This window comes from Streptosporangium sp. NPDC003464, from assembly GCF_053588315.1.
Genome location: NZ_JBSFPS010000196.1, coordinates 1 through 19,596 on the forward strand (window position 1 = coordinate 1; position 19,596 = coordinate 19,596).

At 72.2% G+C, this 19,596-nt stretch carries 17 protein-coding genes and 4 pseudogenes; 9 read left to right on the forward strand and 12 right to left on the reverse strand.

The window, feature by feature from the left end; genetic code table 11:
- Positions 1 to 464: 464 nt before the first annotated feature.
- The 3 genes from ACWDS7_RS33430 (at position 465) to ACWDS7_RS33440 (ending at position 2,759) form a co-directional block, all read left to right on the forward strand.
- A complete protein-coding gene (locus tag ACWDS7_RS33430; protein ID WP_451932508.1) occupies positions 465 to 947 on the forward strand; it encodes a hypothetical protein in 483 nt (160 codons plus the stop codon).
- A complete protein-coding gene (locus tag ACWDS7_RS33435; RefSeq protein ID WP_451932509.1) occupies positions 934 to 1,095 on the forward strand; it encodes an N-acetyltransferase family protein in 162 nt (53 codons plus the stop codon). The genes ACWDS7_RS33430 and ACWDS7_RS33435 overlap by 14 nt, the downstream gene beginning before the upstream one ends.
- A 377-nt stretch (positions 1,096 to 1,472) precedes the next feature.
- Entirely contained in the window at positions 1,473 to 2,759 is a 1,287-nt protein-coding gene (locus ACWDS7_RS33440) for a serine hydrolase domain-containing protein (protein ID WP_451932510.1), read from the forward strand.
- On the opposite strand, the gene ACWDS7_RS33445 is transcribed toward ACWDS7_RS33440, so the two are convergent.
- The 3 genes from ACWDS7_RS33445 to ACWDS7_RS33455 all read right to left on the reverse strand — a co-directional run bounded on the left by ACWDS7_RS33445 (position 2,747) and on the right by ACWDS7_RS33455 (position 7,828).
- Entirely contained in the window at positions 2,747 to 5,971 is a 3,225-nt protein-coding gene (locus tag ACWDS7_RS33445) for a BTAD domain-containing putative transcriptional regulator (protein WP_451932511.1), read from the reverse strand. The genes ACWDS7_RS33440 and ACWDS7_RS33445 overlap by 13 nt on opposite strands.
- A gap of 172 nt (positions 5,972 to 6,143) precedes the next feature.
- A complete protein-coding gene (locus ACWDS7_RS33450; RefSeq protein WP_451932512.1) occupies positions 6,144 to 6,923 on the reverse strand; it encodes an ABC transporter permease in 780 nt (259 codons plus the stop codon).
- Positions 6,920 to 7,828 carry an ABC transporter ATP-binding protein gene (locus ACWDS7_RS33455; protein ID WP_451932513.1) on the reverse strand — a complete coding sequence of 303 codons (909 nt, stop codon included), beginning with the start codon at positions 7,826 to 7,828 and terminating at the stop codon, positions 6,920 to 6,922. Before ACWDS7_RS33455 ends, ACWDS7_RS33450 begins: the two co-directional genes overlap by 4 nt.
- Before the next feature lie 132 nt (positions 7,829 to 7,960).
- Here ACWDS7_RS33455 and ACWDS7_RS33460 point away from each other — a divergent pair, with 132 nt between their 5' ends.
- Entirely contained in the window at positions 7,961 to 9,073 is a 1,113-nt protein-coding gene (locus ACWDS7_RS33460) for a sensor histidine kinase (protein WP_451932523.1), read from the forward strand.
- Positions 9,070 to 9,741 carry a response regulator gene (locus ACWDS7_RS33465; RefSeq protein ID WP_451932514.1) on the forward strand — a complete coding sequence of 224 codons (672 nt, stop codon included), beginning with the start codon at positions 9,070 to 9,072 and terminating at the stop codon, positions 9,739 to 9,741. The genes ACWDS7_RS33460 and ACWDS7_RS33465 overlap by 4 nt, the downstream gene beginning before the upstream one ends.
- Before the next feature lie 84 nt (positions 9,742 to 9,825).
- On the opposite strand, the gene ACWDS7_RS33470 is transcribed toward ACWDS7_RS33465, so the two are convergent.
- Both ACWDS7_RS33470 and ACWDS7_RS33475 read right to left on the reverse strand, forming a co-directional pair.
- On the reverse strand, positions 9,826 to 10,290 hold the full coding sequence (locus tag ACWDS7_RS33470; RefSeq protein WP_451932524.1) for a hypothetical protein: 465 nt from the start codon (positions 10,288 to 10,290) through the stop codon (positions 9,826 to 9,828).
- A 105-nt stretch (positions 10,291 to 10,395) separates the two neighbouring features.
- A pseudogene (locus ACWDS7_RS33475) lies at positions 10,396 to 10,572 on the reverse strand (DUF2867 domain-containing protein); the annotation flags it as partial.
- Between the two features lie 152 nt (positions 10,573 to 10,724).
- Here ACWDS7_RS33475 and ACWDS7_RS33480 point away from each other — a divergent pair.
- The 3 genes from ACWDS7_RS33480 (at position 10,725) to ACWDS7_RS33490 (ending at position 13,328) form a co-directional block, all read left to right on the forward strand.
- Positions 10,725 to 11,309, forward strand: coding sequence for a TetR/AcrR family transcriptional regulator (locus ACWDS7_RS33480; protein WP_451932515.1), 585 nt, complete (start codon positions 10,725 to 10,727; stop codon positions 11,307 to 11,309).
- Between the two features lie 158 nt (positions 11,310 to 11,467).
- The gene (locus tag ACWDS7_RS33485) at positions 11,468 to 12,451 is read left to right on the forward strand and encodes a sigma-70 family RNA polymerase sigma factor (RefSeq protein ID WP_451932516.1); all 984 of its coding nucleotides are present in this window, start codon (positions 11,468 to 11,470) and stop codon (positions 12,449 to 12,451) included.
- A gap of 100 nt (positions 12,452 to 12,551) precedes the next feature.
- Entirely contained in the window at positions 12,552 to 13,328 is a 777-nt protein-coding gene (locus ACWDS7_RS33490; protein WP_451932517.1) for an alpha/beta fold hydrolase, read from the forward strand.
- A gap of 245 nt (positions 13,329 to 13,573) precedes the next feature.
- Here ACWDS7_RS33490 and ACWDS7_RS33495 read toward each other — a convergent pair whose 3' ends face one another.
- The 7 genes and pseudogenes from ACWDS7_RS33495 to ACWDS7_RS33525 all read right to left on the reverse strand — a co-directional run bounded on the left by ACWDS7_RS33495 (position 13,574) and on the right by ACWDS7_RS33525 (position 18,880).
- Positions 13,574 to 13,951 carry a hypothetical protein gene (locus ACWDS7_RS33495; RefSeq protein ID WP_451932518.1) on the reverse strand — a complete coding sequence of 126 codons (378 nt, stop codon included), beginning with the start codon at positions 13,949 to 13,951 and terminating at the stop codon, positions 13,574 to 13,576.
- Between the two features lie 287 nt (positions 13,952 to 14,238).
- Positions 14,239 to 15,111 (reverse strand): LysR family transcriptional regulator, encoded by an 873-nt coding sequence (locus tag ACWDS7_RS33500; protein ID WP_451932519.1) that lies wholly within the window; start codon positions 15,109 to 15,111, stop codon positions 14,239 to 14,241.
- 104 nt (positions 15,112 to 15,215) lie between these two features.
- Positions 15,216 to 15,477, reverse strand: a pseudogene (locus ACWDS7_RS33505) (ferritin-like domain-containing protein); the annotation flags it as partial.
- Between the two features lie 28 nt (positions 15,478 to 15,505).
- On the reverse strand, positions 15,506 to 16,774 hold the full coding sequence (locus tag ACWDS7_RS33510) for an MFS transporter (protein ID WP_451932520.1): 1,269 nt from the start codon (positions 16,772 to 16,774) through the stop codon (positions 15,506 to 15,508).
- A 356-nt stretch (positions 16,775 to 17,130) separates the two neighbouring features.
- Positions 17,131 to 17,560: pseudogene (locus ACWDS7_RS33515) on the reverse strand (helix-turn-helix domain-containing protein); the annotation flags it as partial.
- A 118-nt stretch (positions 17,561 to 17,678) separates the two neighbouring features.
- Positions 17,679 to 18,056: a GntR family transcriptional regulator gene (locus ACWDS7_RS33520; RefSeq protein ID WP_451932521.1), complete on the reverse strand. Its 378-nt coding sequence runs from the start codon at positions 18,054 to 18,056 to the stop codon at positions 17,679 to 17,681.
- On the reverse strand, positions 18,053 to 18,880 hold the full coding sequence (locus ACWDS7_RS33525; protein WP_451932522.1) for a hypothetical protein: 828 nt from the start codon (positions 18,878 to 18,880) through the stop codon (positions 18,053 to 18,055). Before ACWDS7_RS33525 ends, ACWDS7_RS33520 begins: the two co-directional genes overlap by 4 nt.
- Before the next feature lie 425 nt (positions 18,881 to 19,305).
- On the opposite strand from ACWDS7_RS33525, the pseudogene ACWDS7_RS33530 reads away from it, so the two are divergent.
- Positions 19,306 to 19,596 (forward strand): annotated as a pseudogene (locus ACWDS7_RS33530) (hypothetical protein); the annotation flags it as partial.

Genomic DNA, 19,596 nt, shown 5'->3' on the forward strand with positions numbered 1-19,596 from the left:
GGGCAGGGTGATGCCGGCGCGGGCGGCCTGGTAGCGGCGCCGGGCCGCCCGCCGCCGGCCGGGGAGTACGCAACCGCGGCGGAACCACCTCCGCCGCGACGACAGGCACATCAACTCGGGAGGAACGGCGACGCGGCAGTAACGGCATGTCCTCCATTCCAGCCGCCCACGGCCCGCATCCGACCGGACTACATGATCGTTATCGGGCAGGTCGGGGTGCCGTTAAGAAACGTGTCACCAGCTGCCAATCATGGGGTCGAGGAACCTGCGGACAGACGAAGGTGGCGGCTTGCCACTCGTGCGCGCTGTTCGCGCTGGTGTCCTCAGTCATGAGGAGGAATCTGGTCACCAGCAGGGGTTACTGTCTCCCTTCGGTACAACGCCGGATTCCGTTCCACCTCTTTGACCCCGTGTCCTGGGGAGAGTGCCTTGCCCGCCCCTGTCGTCGCGCGCATGATGACACGGTGGAGCTGGTGCTCGGCATCTTCGCCGCCCTCCTGGGGATCTTGTCCCTGCTGCGCGACGTGTTGGACTGGAAGCTGCCCAGGAAACGGCGCGTCACCGAGCGGGACGAGCGCGAAATGGGTCCAGTCCCCACGGCGGCGCCGACTGGGCCCGACAAGCCGCTCGGCTCCGGCGGAGTCTGGGTGGCGCTGACGGTGCAAGCGCTCCTCATCCTGTTCACCGTCGACGTGGCCCTCGGCCTGGGGTCGTTCTACGTCACCACCCCTGGCGGGAGCCCGTCAACGGCGGGCGGGCTGTGGGCGCTTGATGCGTTGCTGCTGGTGATGTCCCTCGTCTACGGGGCCATGGGGCTCTACCTGCGCTCGAAGGACATGCTCGTCGGGCCGATCAGTGATCGTGTCTATCTGTACGTCTGGTCCGGGGGCATCGGACTGGCGGCCGCCGTCCTGCTGTTGATCTTGCGTGCCGGTGACATGTTCTGAGACGACCGTCGTCCGCCGCGGCGTAGGCGCCGCCCTGCTCGGCGCCCTGATCGCCTCCACCGAGACGGCAGGGATCTGGACCATCCAATCCGGGATCTTCCCGGAGAACACCGCCAGGACCGGCGAGCGGCCACCGGACTGGGACTGACCGCGCCTCTGGACGGGGTCCCGGTGGTAATCGCGGAAAATCCAACGAACATGCCCCTGACCTGCTCTGGTATGAGGGCGTCGCAGGACTGGTGTGCCCGGTCGGCACGAGCCGAAGATACCGCCGACCTTGCCCGGGGCTCCGCGTCGATGCAGGTCGGCGGCTTATCCGTTGGAAATTTCTGCATTGCTACCGGGCTTCCTTCTCGCGCACGTGGACGGCCGGCCGCTGCGCGGCCTTCTCGGCCTCGGGGACCGGACACTCACAAAAGCCCGAATACTCGGTCGGGCGGCTGACAGCGTGCTGGGTGCGGTCTGTGAGCGGCGGGTTGGAGGGTGAGGTCGTCCGCGTCACCTGTCACCCGGAGGAACGGGTCAATGTCCCAACATGTTTTTCTGTCGGACCGTGCGGTACGGTCACGTCTGCTGCGCACGGTCACGGCTTCGGCGCTGACCATGAGTATGGCCGTGGCCGCGGCGTTCCCGGCTGCCGCCGCGGCCACGCCGTCCGCGGCCTGGAGCGGCACCGAGGCGCGGCGCGCTCAGCTGCAGCAGTTGGCGCGCAAGTTGGTGGACGCCGGGGCGCCCGGCGTGATCGTGCGGGTCGACGACGGCCGCGGCCGGCCGGTCGAGATCGCCGAGCAGGCCACCTGGACCAGACGGGATCACCTGCTCAAGGTGGGGGACGAGTTCCGGATGGGGTCCAACACCAAGACCATGACGGCCACACTCGTGCTGCAACTGGTCGCCGAGGGCAAGCTCGCCCTGACCGACCCGGTGGAGAGGTGGCTGCCCGGCAAGGTGCCCAACGGCAAGGCGATCACGTTGCGCATGCTGCTGAACCACACCAGCGGCCTGTTCGACTACACCGAGGACGCCGCGCTCCGGCCGTCGATCCTCGGCAAAGATCGGCGGCGGTGGACCCCGGCGGAGCTGCTCGCCGTGGGGGTGAAGCACGATCCGCTGTTCGCGCCGGGCACGGAATGGTCGTACAGCAACACCGGCTACGCCGCGATCGGCGCCGTTCTGGAGCGGGTCACCGGGAGGAGCCTGGCCGATCTCGTCCGGGACCGGATCGCCCGGCCGCTCGGCCTCAACCACACCTACTTCGCCACGGACTCCACCTGGCGTGGCCCCCATGCCCACGGCTACGAGCTGGATGCCGCCCACATGCCACCGAGTGTGCCGGCCGAGTTCAGGCACTTCGCCGGGGCACGTCGCAACGGCCACGTGGACGTCTCCGGCAATGCCCCCGGGTGGGGCGGGGCGGCCGGGGCGGTGGTGTCCACCACGCAGGACTGGGCCCGCTTCTCCACCGCGTTGACGTCCGGCAAGCTGCTGCCCGCCGCCCAACTGGCACAGATGCGCACCACCGTGCCGGTGGACCCACGGCAGCCGGACGGGCCCGGCTACGGGCTGGGCATCCAGACCGGTCCCACCCCGTGCGGCACCTTCTGGGGTCACGACGGCGGCATGCCCGGCTACCTCACCACCAGTGTCACCGACCGCACCGGGAGCCGCACCGCGACCGTCCTCATCTCGACGGAGTTCTGGAGCGAGTTCGGAGGCGCCCCGAAGATCGCCAAGGCCGCCCAGGCGCTCCAGAGCGCGGTGATCTGCACGATGTTCGGCAAGCCCGTGCCGGCCGCGGCTCACGCCGGCTGACCGGCGCGGCCGGCCCCGGACGCGGTGATGATCGCCGACACCAGGTCTTCGGCCTCGGCCCGCGACATCGCCGCGCCCGCGGCGCGCGCGGCCGCGAACCCGGCGGCGCCCAGGGCGGCCGTGGCCCGCTGTGTGATCATCCGCACGTCGGCGTCGCCGAGGTCGTCCCAGCCCCGCAGCACGGTGGCGCCCCCGAGCAGCCGTCCCGCGCGCTCCGGCCGGTCGCGGCACAGCTCGATCGCGGCGGCCACGACCGCGATCGAGGCCGCGACCGGCGTATGCCAGGTCAGCGTCAGGTGCACCGCCGGGTGGTCGAGCCGGCGTGCCGCCTCGTCCGGGGAGCCCTCCGCGACGTCCACCTGGGCGAGGACGCCCAGCAGCAACGCGGTCAGGTGCGGGGTCGACCGGCCGGGTGGCGCCTCGGCCAAGCCGGCCCGGGCGTGTTCGCGGGCCGGCCCCGGACGTCCGGCCCGCCGTTCCAGCCGCGCCAGGCCCAGGCGCACCTGAGCTCGCGACTCCGCCGACCCGGTCCGCTCGACCTGATCGAGCAGGTCCGTCAGCTGCCGCCGCCCGCCGTCCACGTCACCGGCCTGAGCCTGGTGCAGCGCGGCCGCCACCTCGTTCTCCATCGTGTGCTCGGGCATGCCGAGTTCCCGGAAGTAGCGGGTGGCCCGCTCGGCCAGCGCGGGCGCACCGGCCGGTTCGCCGGCCCGCTGCAGCGCCGAGTTCAGGGTGCTCAGCGTGATCGCCAGGCCCCACCGCTCGCCGAGTTCCTCGAAGCCGGTCAGCGCGCGTGCCAGCACCTCCGTCGCCTCGGCGGCGTGCCCGGTGTTCATGGCCAGCACGCCCTGGGCCAGCAGGGCCAACGACCGGCTCCACGGATCCGCCCGCCCGTCCGGGGAACCGGGCACGTCCGGTGCGGCTCGATCGCGTCCCGCGCTTACGGCGAGCACCAACCGGGCCATCTCCACAATGGGATGGGTGCCGGGGGCGAGACGCTCCAGCGCCTTCCTGATCCGGTCGAAGGCCGCTTCCGCCTCGTCGGGTCGGCTGATGGCCTCAGTGGTGGCGAGCGCGTGCGCCACGGCCACCAGCGCGCGTGCCCTCGGCTCGGTCGAGCCGCGGGCCTGGAGTACCCGGCCGAGCAGGTCCAGCGATTCCGGCGGGTGGTCCCGCAGGAACCAGAACCAGCACAGCGCGGCGCCGAGCCTGACCGCCAGGTCGGCGTCGCCCGACTCGACCGCCCAGCGGATCGCGGCCGACAGGTTGTCCCGTTCCGCCGACAGGCGGACCAGCCAGCGCAGCTGGTCGGACGTGCGCAGGTGCGAGTCCGCGGTCTCGGCCAGCTGGAGGAAGAACCCGGCGTGCCGCCCGCGTACGACGTCGACCTCGTCACGCAGGGCCAGTTGCTCGAGGCCGTATTCCCGGATGGTCTCCAGCACCCGGTAGCGCGGCTCGACCGGGTCGGCAGGCTCCACCGGGTGCAGCAGGGACTTGTCGGCCAACGCCGTCAGCAGCTCCCGGGCGTCGCCCGACCGGCCGATCGCCTCCGCCGCGTCCTCGGCGAAGGTGCCGGGCACGACCGACAGCCGTTCCAGCAGCGCTCGCTCGTCGGCGTCGAGCAGGTCCCAGCTCCAGGCCACCGCGGCGCTCAAGGTCCGGTGCCGCGGCAGTGCGGTGCGGCTGCCCCCGGTGAGCAGCCGGAAGCGGTCGTCCAGCCGTGCCGCGACCGCCTCGACCGGCAGGGCGCGCAACCGTGCCGCGGCCAGCTCGATCGCCAGCGGCAGGCCGTCCAGGCGGCGGCAGATCTCCACCGCCGCCGTCAGCGCGCCGCCTTCCAGGGTGAAGCCCGGCCGCACCGCGGCGGCCCGGTCGTGGAACAGCCGGACCGCCGCGCAGGCGCGGGCCTGCTCGGCCGTCGAGCCCGGTCCGGGCAGCTCCAGCGGGAGCACCGGGTGCAAGGTCTCACCGTCGATCCGCAGGGGTTCCCGGCTGGTGGCCAGCACCCGCAGCCCTGGGCACCGGCCGAGCAGGACCCCGGCGAGCATCGCGGCGGCCTCGATCACGTGCTCGCAGTTGTCCAGCACCAGCACCAGGTCGTCGTCGGCGAGTGTCTCGACCAGATGGTCCAGGACCGCCTCCGGGGTGACAGGCCGCGGCGGCACGCTCTGCTCGCGCCCCCGCAGCAGGTCGAGCACCACGCGGGGCACCTCGTCCGCGCCGACCGGTGCCAGCGGGACGGACCACACCCCGCCGGAGGGCGTGAGCTGCCGGCCGATGGTGTTGGCCAGCCGGGTTTTGCCCGACCCTCCGGGGCCGACCAGGGTGACCAGCCGGACTCGGCCGAGCAGTCCGGCCACGCGGCGGACGTCGTCGTCGCGGCCCACGAAGCTGGTGAGCGGGACCTCCAGATTGCCGTGCGATCGGCGGGAGCGGGGGAGTTCGCCGCGCAACACCGCCAGATGGGCCTCCTGGAGCTGCGGTCCGGGATCGCTGCCGAAACTGTCCGCCAGCAGGCCGCGGACCCGCTGGTAGGCGGCCAGCGCCTCGGCGCCGCGGCCGTTCAGCGCCAGGGCTCGGATCAGCTGGGCGTGCAGCCGTTCACGCAGGGGGTGCGCGGCGGTCAGCGACTCCAGCTCGGCGACCAGGTCGGGGTCTGCGCCCAGCGCGAGCTCGGCTTCGACCCGGTCCTCCAGGGTGGCCAACCGGGCCCGCTCGAGCCGTTCGGCCTCGGCGGCGGCGAACGGTGCCTCACGCACGTCCGCCAGGGCGGGGCCGCGCCACAGGCTCAGGGCCTCGCGCAAGGTGGCGGCGGCCTCGGCGGGCCGGGACTGCGCGTGCGCGCGCCGGCCGGCGCGGGCCAGCCGCTCGAACCGGACGGCGTCGACCGCGTCCGGTCCGACGGCCAGCCGGTAGCCGGCCGGGCCCGAGGTGAGCAGCCCGGGGTCGCCCAGGACGCGCCGTAACCGGGAGACCAGCGATTGCAGCGCGTGCAGGTGGTCGGCCGGTGCCACCTCGCCCCACAGCGCCTCGACCAGGGTCGCCGGCCGGACGGCACGCCCGGCGTCCAGCACCAGCCGGGCCAGCAACGCCCGCAGCCGCGCGCCCCCGACCCGCGTCGGGCCGGCAGCGGTGTCCAGCGCCAGGGGACCGAGGACGCCGACGCGCAGGCCGCCGAGAGCGGGACAGCGCCCCTCGATCGCATCTGCCATGGCCCGCAGTCTGTCAGAGAACGACGACGGCACCGTCCCGGCCCGAGGCAGCGACCCGGTCAGCCGGCGGCGGCGACGGACTCACCGCTCGCCTCACCCGAGCCGATCGTTGCTGATCAGGCGCATCCGCCCGATACGGCCCGCGGTCGAGGCGCATGTGGTCCGGCTCTGGTCAGTCGTCCCGCCGCTCCGCCAGCAGCAGCACCGGGACCAGCACGAGGGCGGCGTAGGCGGCCAGGAGCAGGGCGGCCACGGGCATCCCCGGCTGCGGATCCGGCTGGAGCGTCGTCAGCGATCTGGCGAGCCCGATGAAGGTGTAGTGGACGGCGCGCTCCTGCAGCGAGCTGGGGAGCACCGCGGGCAGGGCGCTCATCACCACGAACGTCACCGCCATGAACACCGTGACCGCCGCCCCCGTCCCGCGCACCGCCGCACCGACCGCGAACCCGAACACCGCGATGAAGACCGTGTAGGCGACGCTGCCGAGCAGGGCCTTCCACGCGCCGCCATCGCCCAGCCCGATCCCGAGCCCGTCCGGGTAGAGGGCCTGGGTCAGGAAGAACGTCCCGAACGTGAGCGCCGACGCCACCGCCGCGACCACCGCGGCCAGCACCGCCAGCTTCGCCGTCAAGAGCCGCCGCCGCTGCGGAACGGCCAGCAGCGAGCTGCGGATCTGCCCCGTCGAGTACTCCGACGTGACCGTCAGCACTCCCAGCACCCCGAACGCGAACTGCGCCAGCAGTACGGCGCTCAGCGGCTCAAGCGGGTCGAACCCGCCCTCCACCAGCCAGGCCTTGGGCAGCGCCGCCGCTTCGACCGGATCGACCGACAACGCCGTCAGCGCTCCGAACACCGGCACGAGCAGCGTCGCCGCCCCCAGGCACCACCACGTCGACCGCACCGACCCGAGCTTGATCCACTCCGACCGCACGATGTACCGGATGTCTGTCATGACTGCCTCTCCAGAGCGTGGTATTCGACCGCTTCGCCGGTGAGGTCCAGGTAGGCCTCTTCGAGGGAGGAGCGGTGTTCGGCGAGGTGGATGATCGGGATGCCGGCTCCGAGGAGGAGTTCTCCGGCGTGGGTCGCGTCGACGCCCTTGATGAGCAGGTCGCCGCCTTCGACGGTGACGTCTCCGCCGGCTCGGGCGAGCAGCCCGACCGCCGTGCCCGTCTTCGCCTCGGGGACCCGGAGCTCGATGGACGCCGTCGCCACCAGATCGCCGATGGGGGCGTCGGCCAGGAGCCTGCCGCGGCCGATGACGATCAGGTGGTCGGCGGTGTTCTGCATCTCGGCCATCAGGTGGGACGAGACGAAGACCGTCCGGCCCTCGGCTGCCAGGTCCCGCATCAGGGTGCGGACCCACTGGACGCCCTCCGCGTCCAGGCCGTTGACCGGTTCGTCGAACAGCAGGACGCCGGGGTCGCCGAGCAGGGCCGCGGCGATGCCGAGCCGCTGGCGCATGCCCAGGCTGAACCCGCGGATCCGGCGGCCCGCCACTGCGGCCAGCCCGGCCAGCTCCAGGCAGGCGTCCACCCGGCGCTCCCCGATGCCGTTGGCCGCCGCGATCACCCGCAGATGGTTCCGGGCGGTCCGCCCGGAATGCACCCCTGAGGCGTCCAGCAGCGCCCCGACCCGGGTGAGCGGCCGGTCGAGATCGCGCAGCGGCCGCCCGTCGATCAGGACGCGGCCCTTGTGCGCCCGGTCGAGCCCGAGGACGAGCCGCATAGTGGTGGATTTGCCCGCGCCGTTCGGTCCGAGGAACCCGGTGACGCGTCCCGGACGGACCGTGAAAGTGAGCCCGTCGACGGCCGCGGCCCTGCCGTAGCGCTTGACCAGACCAGTGACTTCGATCATCTTGTGCCTCCCGGACTCCACGGTCGCCGATCGGGCGGGCGGGCCGCTTCCGCCCATGGTGCCGATCACGCTTCGGACCGTGGGGGGAGGCGGCGGGACGGACCCTATCGATACGGTCGGGTCGTGAACGCGATGCGCCCGTGGCACTGGACCGCCCTGGACGCCGTCGCCATCCTGCTGCTGGCCGGGCTCGCCGCGGACGGTGACGGCGAGCCCGACCTGTTCCTGCCCCTGCTCCTGGTCACGGCCCCGGTCCTGCTCCGCCGCAAGTACCCGGTGCCCGTCCTGATCTGGACGAACGCCATCACCTACCTGCTCGTCCTCAAGCTGGACGCCACCATGCAGCCCGCCGCCTGGATGTTGGCCTCCTACTCGGCCGCCGTCCGGTCGAGACGCGCGGCCGTCCTCACCTGCGCCGGCACCTGGCTGCTGGCCCAGGGGATCGTCCTCCGCCAGGACGGCATGACCCCGCTCCAGCTCGCCGTGGTCCCGCTGATCGCCGCGCTGCCGCCGTGCGTGCTGGCCGACGCCGTCCGCCAGGGCCGCGGGTGGATGACCGCCTTCGCCGACCAGCAGCGCCGCCGCGCCGACGCCGAAGCCGAGGCCCGGATCGCCGCGGAACGCCTGACGATCGCCCGCGAACTGCACGACGTCGTCGCCCACGGGGTGACTCTGATGACCGTCCAGGCCGGCGTCGCGCGCCTCCGCTCCGCCCCCGACGACCCGCTCCACGAGGTCGTCGAGACGATCGAGCGGACCGGCCGCTCCTCCCTCGCGGAGATGCGCCGCCTGATGAACCTCCTCCGCAGCGACGACGCCGACGGCCTCGCCCCCCAGCCCGGCCTGGCCGACCTGGGCGACCTGGTCGCCGCGGCGTCCGCAGCGGGCCTGCGCACCGAACTGGTGATCTACGGCACCCCGCGGCCACCGGCCGCCGGCGCCGACCTGGCCGCCTACCGGATCGTCCAGGAGGCCCTGACCAACGCCGTGAAGCACGCCGCCACCAGATCGGCGACCATCGAGGTCACCCACGGGGCCGACGGCGTCCGCCTGCGGGTGTCCAACCCCGGCCCGGTCGCCGCGCGCGGCACGGGCCAGGGCATCCCCGGCATGGTGGAACGGGCCCGCCTCTACGGCGGCACGGTGAGTGCCGAGCCCACGTCCCCGGACGGCTGGCAGGTAGAGGCCTGGCTCCCCTACGGTTCCGAAGAGACCACCCTCACACTGGACGAGGCCCGTCAATGATCCGAGTCATGCTCGCCGATGACCAGGCCCTCCTCCGGGTCTCGCTCTCGGCCCTCCTGAACACCGAACCGGGCATGCGGGTCGTGGGCACCGCGGAGAACGGCGTCGAGGCGACGGAGCTGGCCGTAGCCCTCCGCCCCGACGTGGTGTTGATGGATGTGCGCATGCCGGGAATGAACGGCATAGACGCCACCCGGAAGATCACCGAAGACCCGTCGATCCGCGTCGTCATCCTGACCTCGTTCGACCTGGACGAATACGTCTTCGCCGGCCTCCGCGCGGGCGCCAGCGGCTTCCTCCTGAAGGACTCACCCCCGGAGGACCTCCTGACGGCGATCCGCGTGGTCGCGGCCGGCGAGGCCCTGCTGACCCCGGCGGCGACCCGTCGCCTGATCGAACGCTTCACCGCCACACCTCCGTCCCTCGCCGACCGTCTCCCCGAATCCACCCCGTCCCGCAAGGTCCTCGCCACCCTCACCGACCGGGAACGAGACGTCCTGGCCCGGGTGGCCCGAGGCATGTCCAATGCCGAGATAGCCGCCGACCTGGTCCTGGCCACCAGCACGGTCAAAACCCACCTGACCAACCTGCTCGCCAAAACAGCGGCCCGCGACCGAGCCCAACTGGTCATCTTCGCCTACGGATCCGGCCTGACCACCGCGCCCTAGAGCCGTGCGGGTGCAGGTGAAGGCGCGGCGAGCCTGGGCTTCCATGCGCAGCCCGCCCTACCTGGCCACCGGCCACCCCGTTCTTCAAGGATGGTGTCTCGGGGCGTCCGCCGTCTTCGCCGCGGCGTCGCGGAGCAGCCCGGGTGCCAGCCGCCGGTGGACCGCGGACAACGGAGGCCACACGCTGTGGCCCAGGCGCCGGTCATAGCGCAGGAAGGTCCCCAGCGACACCCGCCCATCGGCTGCCTGGACGAGAAGGTTGCCGGTCAGAAACCAGGAAGCGGCCTCGAGCCGGATCCAGTCTTCGCCACGTCCGGCGATCAGCCATCCGGCCACGGTGTCCGGCGATCGCCCCCGGCTGAGCCGGAGACCGAGGAGACCGCGCCAGATCAGCCGCTCGGCGGCACTGGGGACGTCGCCGAACATCGCCCGGGCCCACCGCTCCGGTGTCGCCTCCGCGTCCGTGGCGAGGGTGAAGTGGTCGACGTAGTCGATGTCGGACAGCGAGCTGAGAGCGAGGACGGACTCGGGAACGTTGTGCGTTCCCACGGCACTTTCGACGGTGGCCGCGCTGCCGCCTTCCGGACCGGGGCGGCCACGGTCCCGCCACGTGTGTTCCAACCGCCGGGTGAAAGCAGGCAAGACGATGCGGCGCCGAAATGTCGTGATGGCGGCCGTGTACAGCCGCCCTGGCAGGCTGTTGGGGTTCATGAGGACCGCCGTCCGAAGCTCCTGCCGGCCGCTCGCGGCCGGCGCCCACCCCAGGCGCGTGACCGTGCGGACGGTCTTGCCCGCCGGTCCGAGGGCGCACTCGTTGTCGGGCTCGTACACCCAGGTGAACGGCGCGGACCCGGCGCCGGGCGGGCGGAATGCGCACGCCTCTTCCAGCTGTTCATCGCTTTACCTCCGGTTATGTATACGCCACCGTATAAACTGAGACTAGCCCGATTTATACGGTGGCGTATACACAGTGGAGAGGTGAGGTGAGGCACATCATGGGCGCGACCCGCACGCCGCGTGAGAGGTGGATCGAGGAGGGGCTGCAGGCGCTGGCCACCGGCGGCCCGGACGCCGTCCGCGTCGAGGCGCTGGCCAAGAAGCTCGGCGTCACGAAAGGCGGGTTCTACGGGTCGTTCGCCGACCGCGACGCGCTGCTGAAGGCGATGTTGGAGACCTGGGAGCGGGAGAGCACCGACGAGGTGATCGACCGCGTCGAGCGCGAGGGCGGCGACCCGAGGGCCAAGATCCAGCGCGCGGGCGTGCTCACCTTCTCCGACGACCGCCTGCTGCCCATCGACCTCGCGATCCGCGACTGGGCCCGGCGCGACGAGGCGGTCGCCGAGCGCTTGCGACGGGTGGACAACCGGCGCATGGCGCTGCTGCGCGAACTGATCGGCACCTTCTGCTCCGATGCCGACGAGGTCGAGGCCCGCAGCATGCTCGCCTTCTGCGTGGCGATCGGCGAGCACTTCCTCGCCGCCGACCACGGCGACCGCACCCGGGCCCAGGTCCTTGCCCGCGCCGCCGACCTGCTGCTCGACCGCCCCCGCGGAGACCACAGCCACTGACCGGCCCGGCACCGACGGGGTGCCGCCGGCCGCCCGGCGTCCCTCCGCCCGCAACGCCGTCGTGGACGTATGTGGCACGCTGGTCGGCGGCCGGCGACACGTCCGGGAGAAGCCCGCCGATCCGGAGGGCTTCCAGACCGTCCCTGGGAGGGAGGGGCATGCCTGAGTCCGAGGGAATGGACCTGCTGGAGCGGCACCGGACCGCCCTGACCGGTTACTGCTACCGGATGCTCGGCTCGCCGTTCGAGGCGGAGGACGCCGTGCAGGAGACCTTGGTGCGCGCCTGGCGGAGTCTCGACCGGTTCGACGAGGGCCGTGCGCCGCTGCGGTCGTGGCTCTACGCCATCGCCACCAATGTCTGCCTCGACATGCTGCGGGGCGCCCGGCGCCGGGCCCGGGCGATCGACCTCGGCCCGTCCGTGCAGGCCGGTCCCGACCTCGGAGCGCCGCTCCCGGAGAGCGCTTTCGTCCAGCCGGCGCCGGACGGCCGCCTGCTGCCCGTCGGCGGCGATCCGGCGGAACTGGCCGCGCAGCGCGACACGATCCGCCTGGCGTTCGTCGCCGCGCTGCAGCACCTACCGCCCCGCCAGCGGGCGGTGCTGATCCTGCGCGACGTGTTGTGCTGCAGGGCCGACGAGGTCGCCCGGCTGCTGGACACCACCGTCGCGTCCGTCACCAGCGCGCTGCAACGCGCCCGGGCGAAGCTGAGGGCCGTCTCCGCCGACCCGGGCGAGCCGTACCAGCCGATGGACCGGGCGCAGCGGCGTCTCCTCGCCCGGTACTGCGACGCCTTCGAGCGCCACGACGTCGAGGCCATGATGGCGCTGCTGCACGAGGACGCCGTCACGTCCATGCCGCCGTTCCTGTGGTGGCTGCGTGGACGGGCCGCGATCCGCCGGGCGCTGCTCGCGGCCGGGCGGCCCTGCGCGGGCGCACGCCTGGTGCCGACCACGGCCAACGGCTCGCCCGCGTTCGCGCAGTACCGGCCGACCGGGCCGGGCGGCAGGCTGGAGCCGTTCGCGCTCGTGGTCCTCTCGCTCTCGGGCGGGCTGATCGTCGAGGTGACGACCCACCTCGACGCCGACCGGCTGTTCCCGCTGTTCGGTCTGCCGGACGCCCTGGAGCCCGAGGCGACGTCCTGAAAGATCTCCCGGACCGGCCGATGAGTTTCCGACCGCCGCTCCGTACTACCCGCGTACCCGGTGGCGGTCACCGGGACCGGAACGGAAGGACGGCGACACGATGGCGGACTACGCGGATGTGAACGGCGTGCGCATGTGGTACGACGAGCGGGGCGGAGGGGAGCCGCTGGTGCTGCTGCACGGCGGTTTCTCCGACAGCAGGGACTTCGACGGCAACCTCGGCGCGCTGGCCGACCGCTTCCGGCTGCTGCTGCCCGAACGCCGTGGCCACGGCCACACCGCCGACGTGCCGGGGCCGATCACGGCCGAGGTGATGGCGCGGGACACCATCGCGTTCCTGGACAAGGTCGTCGATGGGCCGGTACGGCTGGCCGGCTACAGCGCCGGCGCGATCGTGGCGCTGCGGGTGGCCGTGCGCCGCCCCGACCTGGTCGACCGGCTCGTCCTGATCAGCGGCGCCTTCGACGCGGAGGGCATGATCATCCGACCCTCCGCCGAGGGTCCGCTGCCCCCTCCCTTGGTCGCGGCCTATGCGGAGGTGTCGCCCGACGGCGCCGATCACCTCCCGGTCGTGGTGGCCAAGATCGTGCGGGCGGTGGCCGAGGAACGCGGCCTGACGCCGGCTGATCTCCGCGCCGTGACCTGCCCGGTGCTGGTCATGACCGCCGACGACGACATCGTCACGTTGGAGCACACGCTGGAGCTGTACCGGGCCCTCCCTGACGCCCAGCTGGCCGTCGTTCCCGGCGCGTCCCACGTCCTCCTCCACGAGAGGCCCGGGCTGTGCACCGGGTTGGTCGCCGATTTCCTGACCGCCGATCCCACACCCACCTGGATGCCTGTCCGCCGTGCCGGCGGAGGCCCTGCAGAGGGCTGATCCCCACCGACGCCCGTGCCGTACCGAGCGCTGCCCAGGCCGGTGCCCGGTACGGCACGGCCGTCGGCCGGGACCCGCGGATCAGTGCCCGAGCCGTTCGGCGACGGCGGAGGGACCGGCGGGCCGGCGGCACGACGGGGCGGTGTGCGTGCGCCACCGCGACAGCGCGTTCCGCGCTCCGGTGCGGGCATTCCCCACCAGGCACCTCAGGTCGCCACCAGGCACCCCAGATCGCCGGCATGCCTTCAGCCGGCGACGGGGGAGGCGGAGTAGGAGACGCGGACCCGGCCCTTCTTCAGCTTCACCGCGGGGATCGTCACCTGTTCCAGCTCCGCGAGGCTGCGCACGTGCGTGCCGCCGCACGGAGCGGTGTGCAGGTCGCCCAGCCGTACGACCCGGCGTCCCTCGCCGTCGTGGCCCGAGGTGACCGGCAGGTCGTCGGCGATGGCCATGCCCACGGACGCGCGCAGCCGGTCGGCGGCCTTGTCCCGCTCCTCGGCGTCGGCCAGGTGCGCACCGGTCTCGGGCGAGGTGAACTCGATGCGGGCCTGGGTGGTAACGGCGCAGGAGACAACGGATATGCAGGTCAGCGGCCTGTCTTCCAGGCCGCGCCGAGGGCCCATGCAGGGGCTCCGACCTGCATGTCCGTTGGAAGTTTCTTCATTGCTACCGGGACCCCACGACGAAGGCCCCGTGCCGCCGTTCCAGGCGGCCGAGGCCTTCCACGTGTGCGTACCGGTGTGCGTGTCGCCTCTCGGCGAAAGGCGCAACACGGCTCCAGCCGAACGGTAATCCGCGAAGGCAACAGGTGAGGCCCGGGGACACTGGGCACACCGGCCACGGAGACTGTAACCACGGCGCGGCCGCCGATGTTCCCGGCCGGCGAACTCCTGAGCGGCGGCAAGGACGGTCAGGTGATGTGCCGCAGCAATGCCGCGACCGCCGCGGGCGGCTCGCCCGGGGGCCGTACCACCATCACCCTCCAACTGGGTGCGTGCCGGGCGAACCGGTACGTTGGCAGGTCGGGGAAGTGGTTCGCGATAGACGGGGGCATGATGCAGACGCCCAGGTTGTTGCGGACCAGCTCGGACGCGGCCACGATGTCGTTGACCTCGAAGGTTGTGCTGCGGTCGACGCCGGCGGCGCGAAAGGCCCGGTCGACGGCGTGGCGGATCGCCCAGCCGGGGGTGAAGTCCACCAGGGGCAGCCGGGCGACCTCGGCCAGTTCGACCCTGCCCTCAGCAGTTCTCACGATGAGATCCCGCTGTGGTGAAGCCACCAGAACCATGTCCTCGCGGGACAGCAGCCGGGTCACGAGCCCCCGCTGCTGCTGGCGGTCGAGCGCCACCACCGCCAGATCCACGGTGCCCTCGCGCAGGGCGTGCCGAATGTCGGCCACCGCCGCCTGGCGTAGCTGGACCAGCACTCCCGGGTGCTCCGACCGCAGCGCGGCCAGTGCGTGGTGCAGTCCCGCCCAAACACCCTGCATCGTGCCGACGGTCACCCGGCCGCGCAGTTCTCCCTTGGCCGCGTCGACCGCCTCGCGCGCCAGTTCGGCGGCGCGCAGCGCCGCTCGTGCCGCGGGTACGAATGCTTCACCGGCCGGCGTGAGCGACACGCGGTGTGTGGTCCGGGTGAACAGCGGAGTGCCGAACTCGCGTTCAAGGGTGCGGACCGTGCCGGAGACGGCGGACTGGACCACGTGCAGGCGCCTCGCCGCCGCCGTGAACCCACCTGCCTCAGCCACCGCGACGACGACTTCCATCTGCCGCAGGTCCATCATCCGCTCCCAGTGCCGCAGCGCCCGTCCGAAGGACGACGATCTTCACAGCATCGTAGGCGGACGAGGCGTCCTCGGCCTCGGCTCAGACACGGATCAGGGAGAGCGTCGACCAGGTGCTCCGCCGAGAACCGGGTCCGCAGTTCCTCGGTACGGATCACTCGCGAGACCAGCAGGTCGTTGGTGCCGTTGTCGCCCGGCTCGGCGATCCGGGCCGCCGCGTCGTGGCACTCGACCAGGATGGTCTCGTGGGTCTCCAGCAGCCGTGAGCGCATTGCCGGGACTTCCTCGACGCCATCCGACGGCCGTGGAGTCGAGGTGATCTCGGCGACGCCGGGGATCGCCTTCCGCGGCGCCGCCCAGGGGGCTGGACCGGCCGGATGAGTTGTCCAGGAGTTCATGCGGTGACGGCCAGGGGGGCATCGCTGTCACCTCCGGGGCGGCGTCGGCCAGGGCCCCGGTGCTCAGTGATCCAGTAGAGCAGTGCCAGGACCGGCAGGGCCGTGCCGAGGACACTGACCGCGCCCCAGCCACCGGCGTGGTAGGCGATGGAGCCGGACTCGGATCCGAGGGCGCCACCGAGGAAGAAGGTGGCGATGAAGGCGCTGTTGAGGCGGGCTCGGGCGTTGGGGTCGAGCTGGTAGATGGTGTGCTGGCCGAGGATGAGGGTGACCTGGACGGCCATGTCGAGGGCGATGGCGGCCAGGGCGATCAGCACGATGCTGTGCTGACCGAAGCCCGCGACGGCAAAGGCCAGCGCGGCGACGACGAGCGCGGCGCCGGTCATGGGTCGGGCCAGCCTGCGGTCGGCCCAGTGGCCGGCGAGCGGGGCGATGGCCGCACCGGCGGCTCCCACGAGCGCGAACATGCCGACGCCGACGGGGGAGTAGTGGAAGTGGGGGCCGGTGAGGACGTAGGAGACGGTGGTCCAGAAGGCGCTGAAGGCACCGAACATCGCCGCCTGGTACAGGCCGCGGCGCAGCAACTCCGGGTGTGTGCGCACCAGTGTCACCGTGGAGCGCAGCACATGGTGGTACGGCACGGATGTGGTACGCGCGTGCTGGGGCAGCGCGATCCGCAGCGTCACGGCCAGGACGGCCATCAGGACGGCGGAGCCGAGGTAGACGACGCGCCAGCCCGCGACGTCGGAGACCAGGCTGCTGAGCGTGCGGGACAGCAGAACACCGGTGAGCAGGCCACTCATCACCCGACCGACAATGCGGCCGCGCGCGTGGTCAGGGGCCAGGCTCGCGGCGAAAGGGACCAGGATCTGGGCGACGACCGACGTAGCGCCGCTGATCATCGAGGCGGCCAGCAGCATGGGGAAGCCGGTCGCGAGACCGGCCGCGACCAGGGCGAGGGCGGTGATCGTCAGCAGTGCGGTGATCAGCCCGCGCTTCTCCAGCCGGTCGCCGAGGGGGACCAGGAAGAGCATGCCGATCACGTAGCCGACCTGGGTGAGGGTGATCAACGCACCCGCGGTGGCGGTGCTGACATGGAAGACGTCGCGCAGCGACGAGAGCAAGGGCTGCGCGTAGTAGAGGTTGGCGACCGTCGTACCGGTGGCGACGGCCAGCAGGGCGATCAGCCAGCCCGGTACGCCGTGAGCGGGCTCTGTGCCGACGCTCTTCCGGCGTGAAGTGCGAACTGTGGATGACTGGGACACGGAGACCTTCTTCGTAGGACAAGGCACCTTCCTCGGTGCTTTCACGGGCACAAGCGCTCGGCGGCGCTCCCCGCTTCCCCATCCACGGCGATGGTTGGAGATGTCAGTCATCTCATCCAGAGATCACCGCCGATGACGCCGTGTTCACCGGCACGTGTTGTGTGCGGCCGGCGCCGCATCCTCGGCTCATCCGTCCATGGTTCGGCGCAACCGGTCCCCAGGAGCGAGATCGTCGACGTGCCCGGATCCAGGGGCCGCACCACTGATCTTTGATCCGTGGTGTCATGACGACTTGAGGACCAGGTTGGTCTCAGCCAGGCAGCCGTCGATCAGATGCGGCCGATACTGGATCTCTTCAACTCCTGGTAGTCGCGCCAGGTGAAGCCCGCCGCCTCGCCCTTGCGCCGCCGGTAGCGATGGACCCGGTAGATCAGCCGGGAGCGCTGTCCGGGCCGGTAGCGGGCCAGGGATGCGCCCGAGGCCCTGCCCGCACGGCGGTCCGGCACCCCCACCACCGGCGTCAGGCCACGCCGTCCCCACGGACGGGCCGCCGGTGGCCTCATCGTCCGGCCGCACTCGTCGTCGAAGCAGACCCGCGCGCCCAGGTCCGCCGCCGCAGCTCCAGGCCCGGCGCCACCGGTCGGCCGACATCCGCGTAACCCGTAGTTCTCCGGCCACCTGCTCATCGGTGTCTCCACAGGCGAACAGTCCGGCCGCGCGCAGCCGTACCCGCTCGCGCTTGGCTCGTTGGACGGCGCTCAGCCCACCGCCCTGCGCACACCGCATGACCTGGGCATACCGCAGCAAACCGGCACATTCACACGATCACCGAACATCACGGATTAAAGGTCACCGAGTCATGGCCCCGCCGACCGACTCCCGTGACCCCGCCGCCGGGTCACGGTCATGACGAGGCCGGTGCCGCCGCGCCGGACGTCAGAGCCGCCTGCACGATGCGGATCGCCTCGGCCGCGTCGATGCCGACGCTGGCGATCACGGCCGCGTAGTCGGCGGCGGCCCGGCGGGCCCGCTCCCGGCCCTCCTCACCGGCGGCCGACACGAACGAGCCCGCCCGCCCGCGCGTCTCGATCAGCCCCGCCTCCTCCAGCTCCCGGTAGGCCCGGCCGACCGTGTTGACGGCCAGGCCGAGGTCGGCCGCCAGGTGACGGATGGTCGGCAGCCGGGCGCCCACGGCCAGCGTGCGGTCCTGGATCTGCCGGGCGAGCTGGGCCCGCAGCTGCTCGAACGGCGGCACCGGCGAGGCCGCATCGATGACGATCATTGCAGGCCCACCGCGCGCCGCGCCGTGGCCGCGTACGACGGCGCCCTGACATGGACGGCGACGAAGGCGAGCGCCCCCAGCACCAAGAAACCCACCGAGGCGGCGCTCCACCACCCGGGCGCGAACCCGGACAGCAGCACCACCGGCAGCGCCCACAGCACAGCCGGCGCGGAGCCCTCGCGCGCGTCCTCGATCCGCATGACGACGTCGGCCGTCAGCGAGACCTCGTCCTCGGCCACGACGGGCCGGGCCAGCATCTCACGCAGTTGCAGGACGGCGCCGAGGGTGACTCCGGTCACGGCGACCAGCAGCACGACGGCGGCGTGCCGTGCGGTGCCCTCGGTGACGACCAGCGCGCTCACCCCCAGCGCGAACGCGCAGGCGAAGGTGGCGCCCGCCATGACGGCGTAGGGCCGTCCGAGCAGGGCGGTCCAGCCGAGCTGCACCGGATGGGTCACCCGCCGCGGCAGTGTCGCCCCGACGCGCCGGTCGACGCGCCGCACCCAGGCGTCCAGCAGCGCCTGGGTCAGCAACAGCGCGACGATCGACACGCTCAGCACCAGCACCGGCACCAGCCGGTGCGACCCGGACCCGCCGGAGGCGGAGGCTCCCGGCAGGGCGGCGACCTGCGCCAGGGAGGCCGCGATTATCAGCACGGCCAAAAGGACGCTGCCCAGCAGCCGCACCCGCCGCCGCGCCGCCAAGCGCGCGGCCAGCAACGGCGTCGGCGGGCCGTCGCTCAGGCCGTGCCGCCGCAGCCAGGTCTCGGCGCACCGGATGTCCGCCGACGGCGGTCCGGCGTCGGACATGGAAGCGTTCGTCATGCCCCCTCCTTTTGTCGCAAGTTTTGTAGCAACATGGTGCGTCATACCTTGCGACAAAGTCAACGTCCAGGGCCCTCGTCGTCCCGACGATGCAAGCCCGGCTCAGCGGTGACCGTCGCCCAGGTGTGCGCGAACACCCGCAGAGCGTGAAGGCGATTACTCTCAGCTACTAATCACTCTTAACGAGTCCGCCACTTCGGCGGACTCGGGCCTGACAGCCGCCAGCGGGTGAGCACTCATAGCTACCGGACCTTGAGTCCTGCGCAAAGATCGTGCCCCACCGGTCGGTCGGGAGAGTTGATCGCCGCTGGGATGTCGTGCCCACCCGTAGCGGTGTGAGCACTGCTTGATTAGTTCGCTGACGGTTCTCCCGCAGGCTGTCGAAATCGATCGGTGTCGAAAACGGGGAAGCGTTGCGCCTGTTCGTGGCAGATGACTGGGCCGAGCAGCATCACGACGTCGAGCTGATGGACGCCTCGGGGCGCAGGTCGGCCAAGGGCCGCCTGCCCGAGGCAACGGTGGGGATGACCAAGCTGCACGCGATGATCGCCGAACAGCTCGATGAAGCGGCCGAAGAGGCCCAGGCGGTGATCGGGATCGAGACCGCCGCGGTCCAGGCCGCGCTGCGCACAGAGCACCTGGGTCGGCCGGCGGCCGTGACCGCTGTCTACGCCGCCACCATCGGCTCAGCGGTGGCGGTCCTCACCGTGCCGGGC

Bases quoted from the DNA above. Each gene is read 5' to 3' on its own strand.
- ACWDS7_RS33440 (WP_451932510.1), top strand. From the start codon at position 1,473: ATGTCCCAACATGTTTTTCTGTCGGACCGTGCGGTACGGTCACGTCTG.
- ACWDS7_RS33445 (WP_451932511.1), bottom strand. From the start codon at position 5,971: ATGGCAGATGCGATCGAGGGGCGCTGTCCCGCTCTCGGCGGCCTGCGC.
- ACWDS7_RS33450 (WP_451932512.1), bottom strand. From the start codon at position 6,923: ATGACAGACATCCGGTACATCGTGCGGTCGGAGTGGATCAAGCTCGGG.
- ACWDS7_RS33455 (WP_451932513.1), bottom strand. From the start codon at position 7,828: ATGATCGAAGTCACTGGTCTGGTCAAGCGCTACGGCAGGGCCGCGGCC.
- ACWDS7_RS33460 (WP_451932523.1), top strand. From the start codon at position 7,961: ATGCGCCCGTGGCACTGGACCGCCCTGGACGCCGTCGCCATCCTGCTG.
- ACWDS7_RS33465 (WP_451932514.1), top strand. From the start codon at position 9,070: ATGATCCGAGTCATGCTCGCCGATGACCAGGCCCTCCTCCGGGTCTCG.
- ACWDS7_RS33485 (WP_451932516.1), top strand. From the start codon at position 11,468: ATGCCTGAGTCCGAGGGAATGGACCTGCTGGAGCGGCACCGGACCGCC.
- ACWDS7_RS33490 (WP_451932517.1), top strand. From the start codon at position 12,552: ATGGCGGACTACGCGGATGTGAACGGCGTGCGCATGTGGTACGACGAG.
- ACWDS7_RS33495 (WP_451932518.1), bottom strand. From the start codon at position 13,951: ATGGGCCCTCGGCGCGGCCTGGAAGACAGGCCGCTGACCTGCATATCC.
- ACWDS7_RS33500 (WP_451932519.1), bottom strand. From the start codon at position 15,111: ATGATGGACCTGCGGCAGATGGAAGTCGTCGTCGCGGTGGCTGAGGCA.
- ACWDS7_RS33520 (WP_451932521.1), bottom strand. From the start codon at position 18,056: ATGATCGTCATCGATGCGGCCTCGCCGGTGCCGCCGTTCGAGCAGCTG.
- ACWDS7_RS33525 (WP_451932522.1), bottom strand. From the start codon at position 18,880: ATGACGAACGCTTCCATGTCCGACGCCGGACCGCCGTCGGCGGACATC.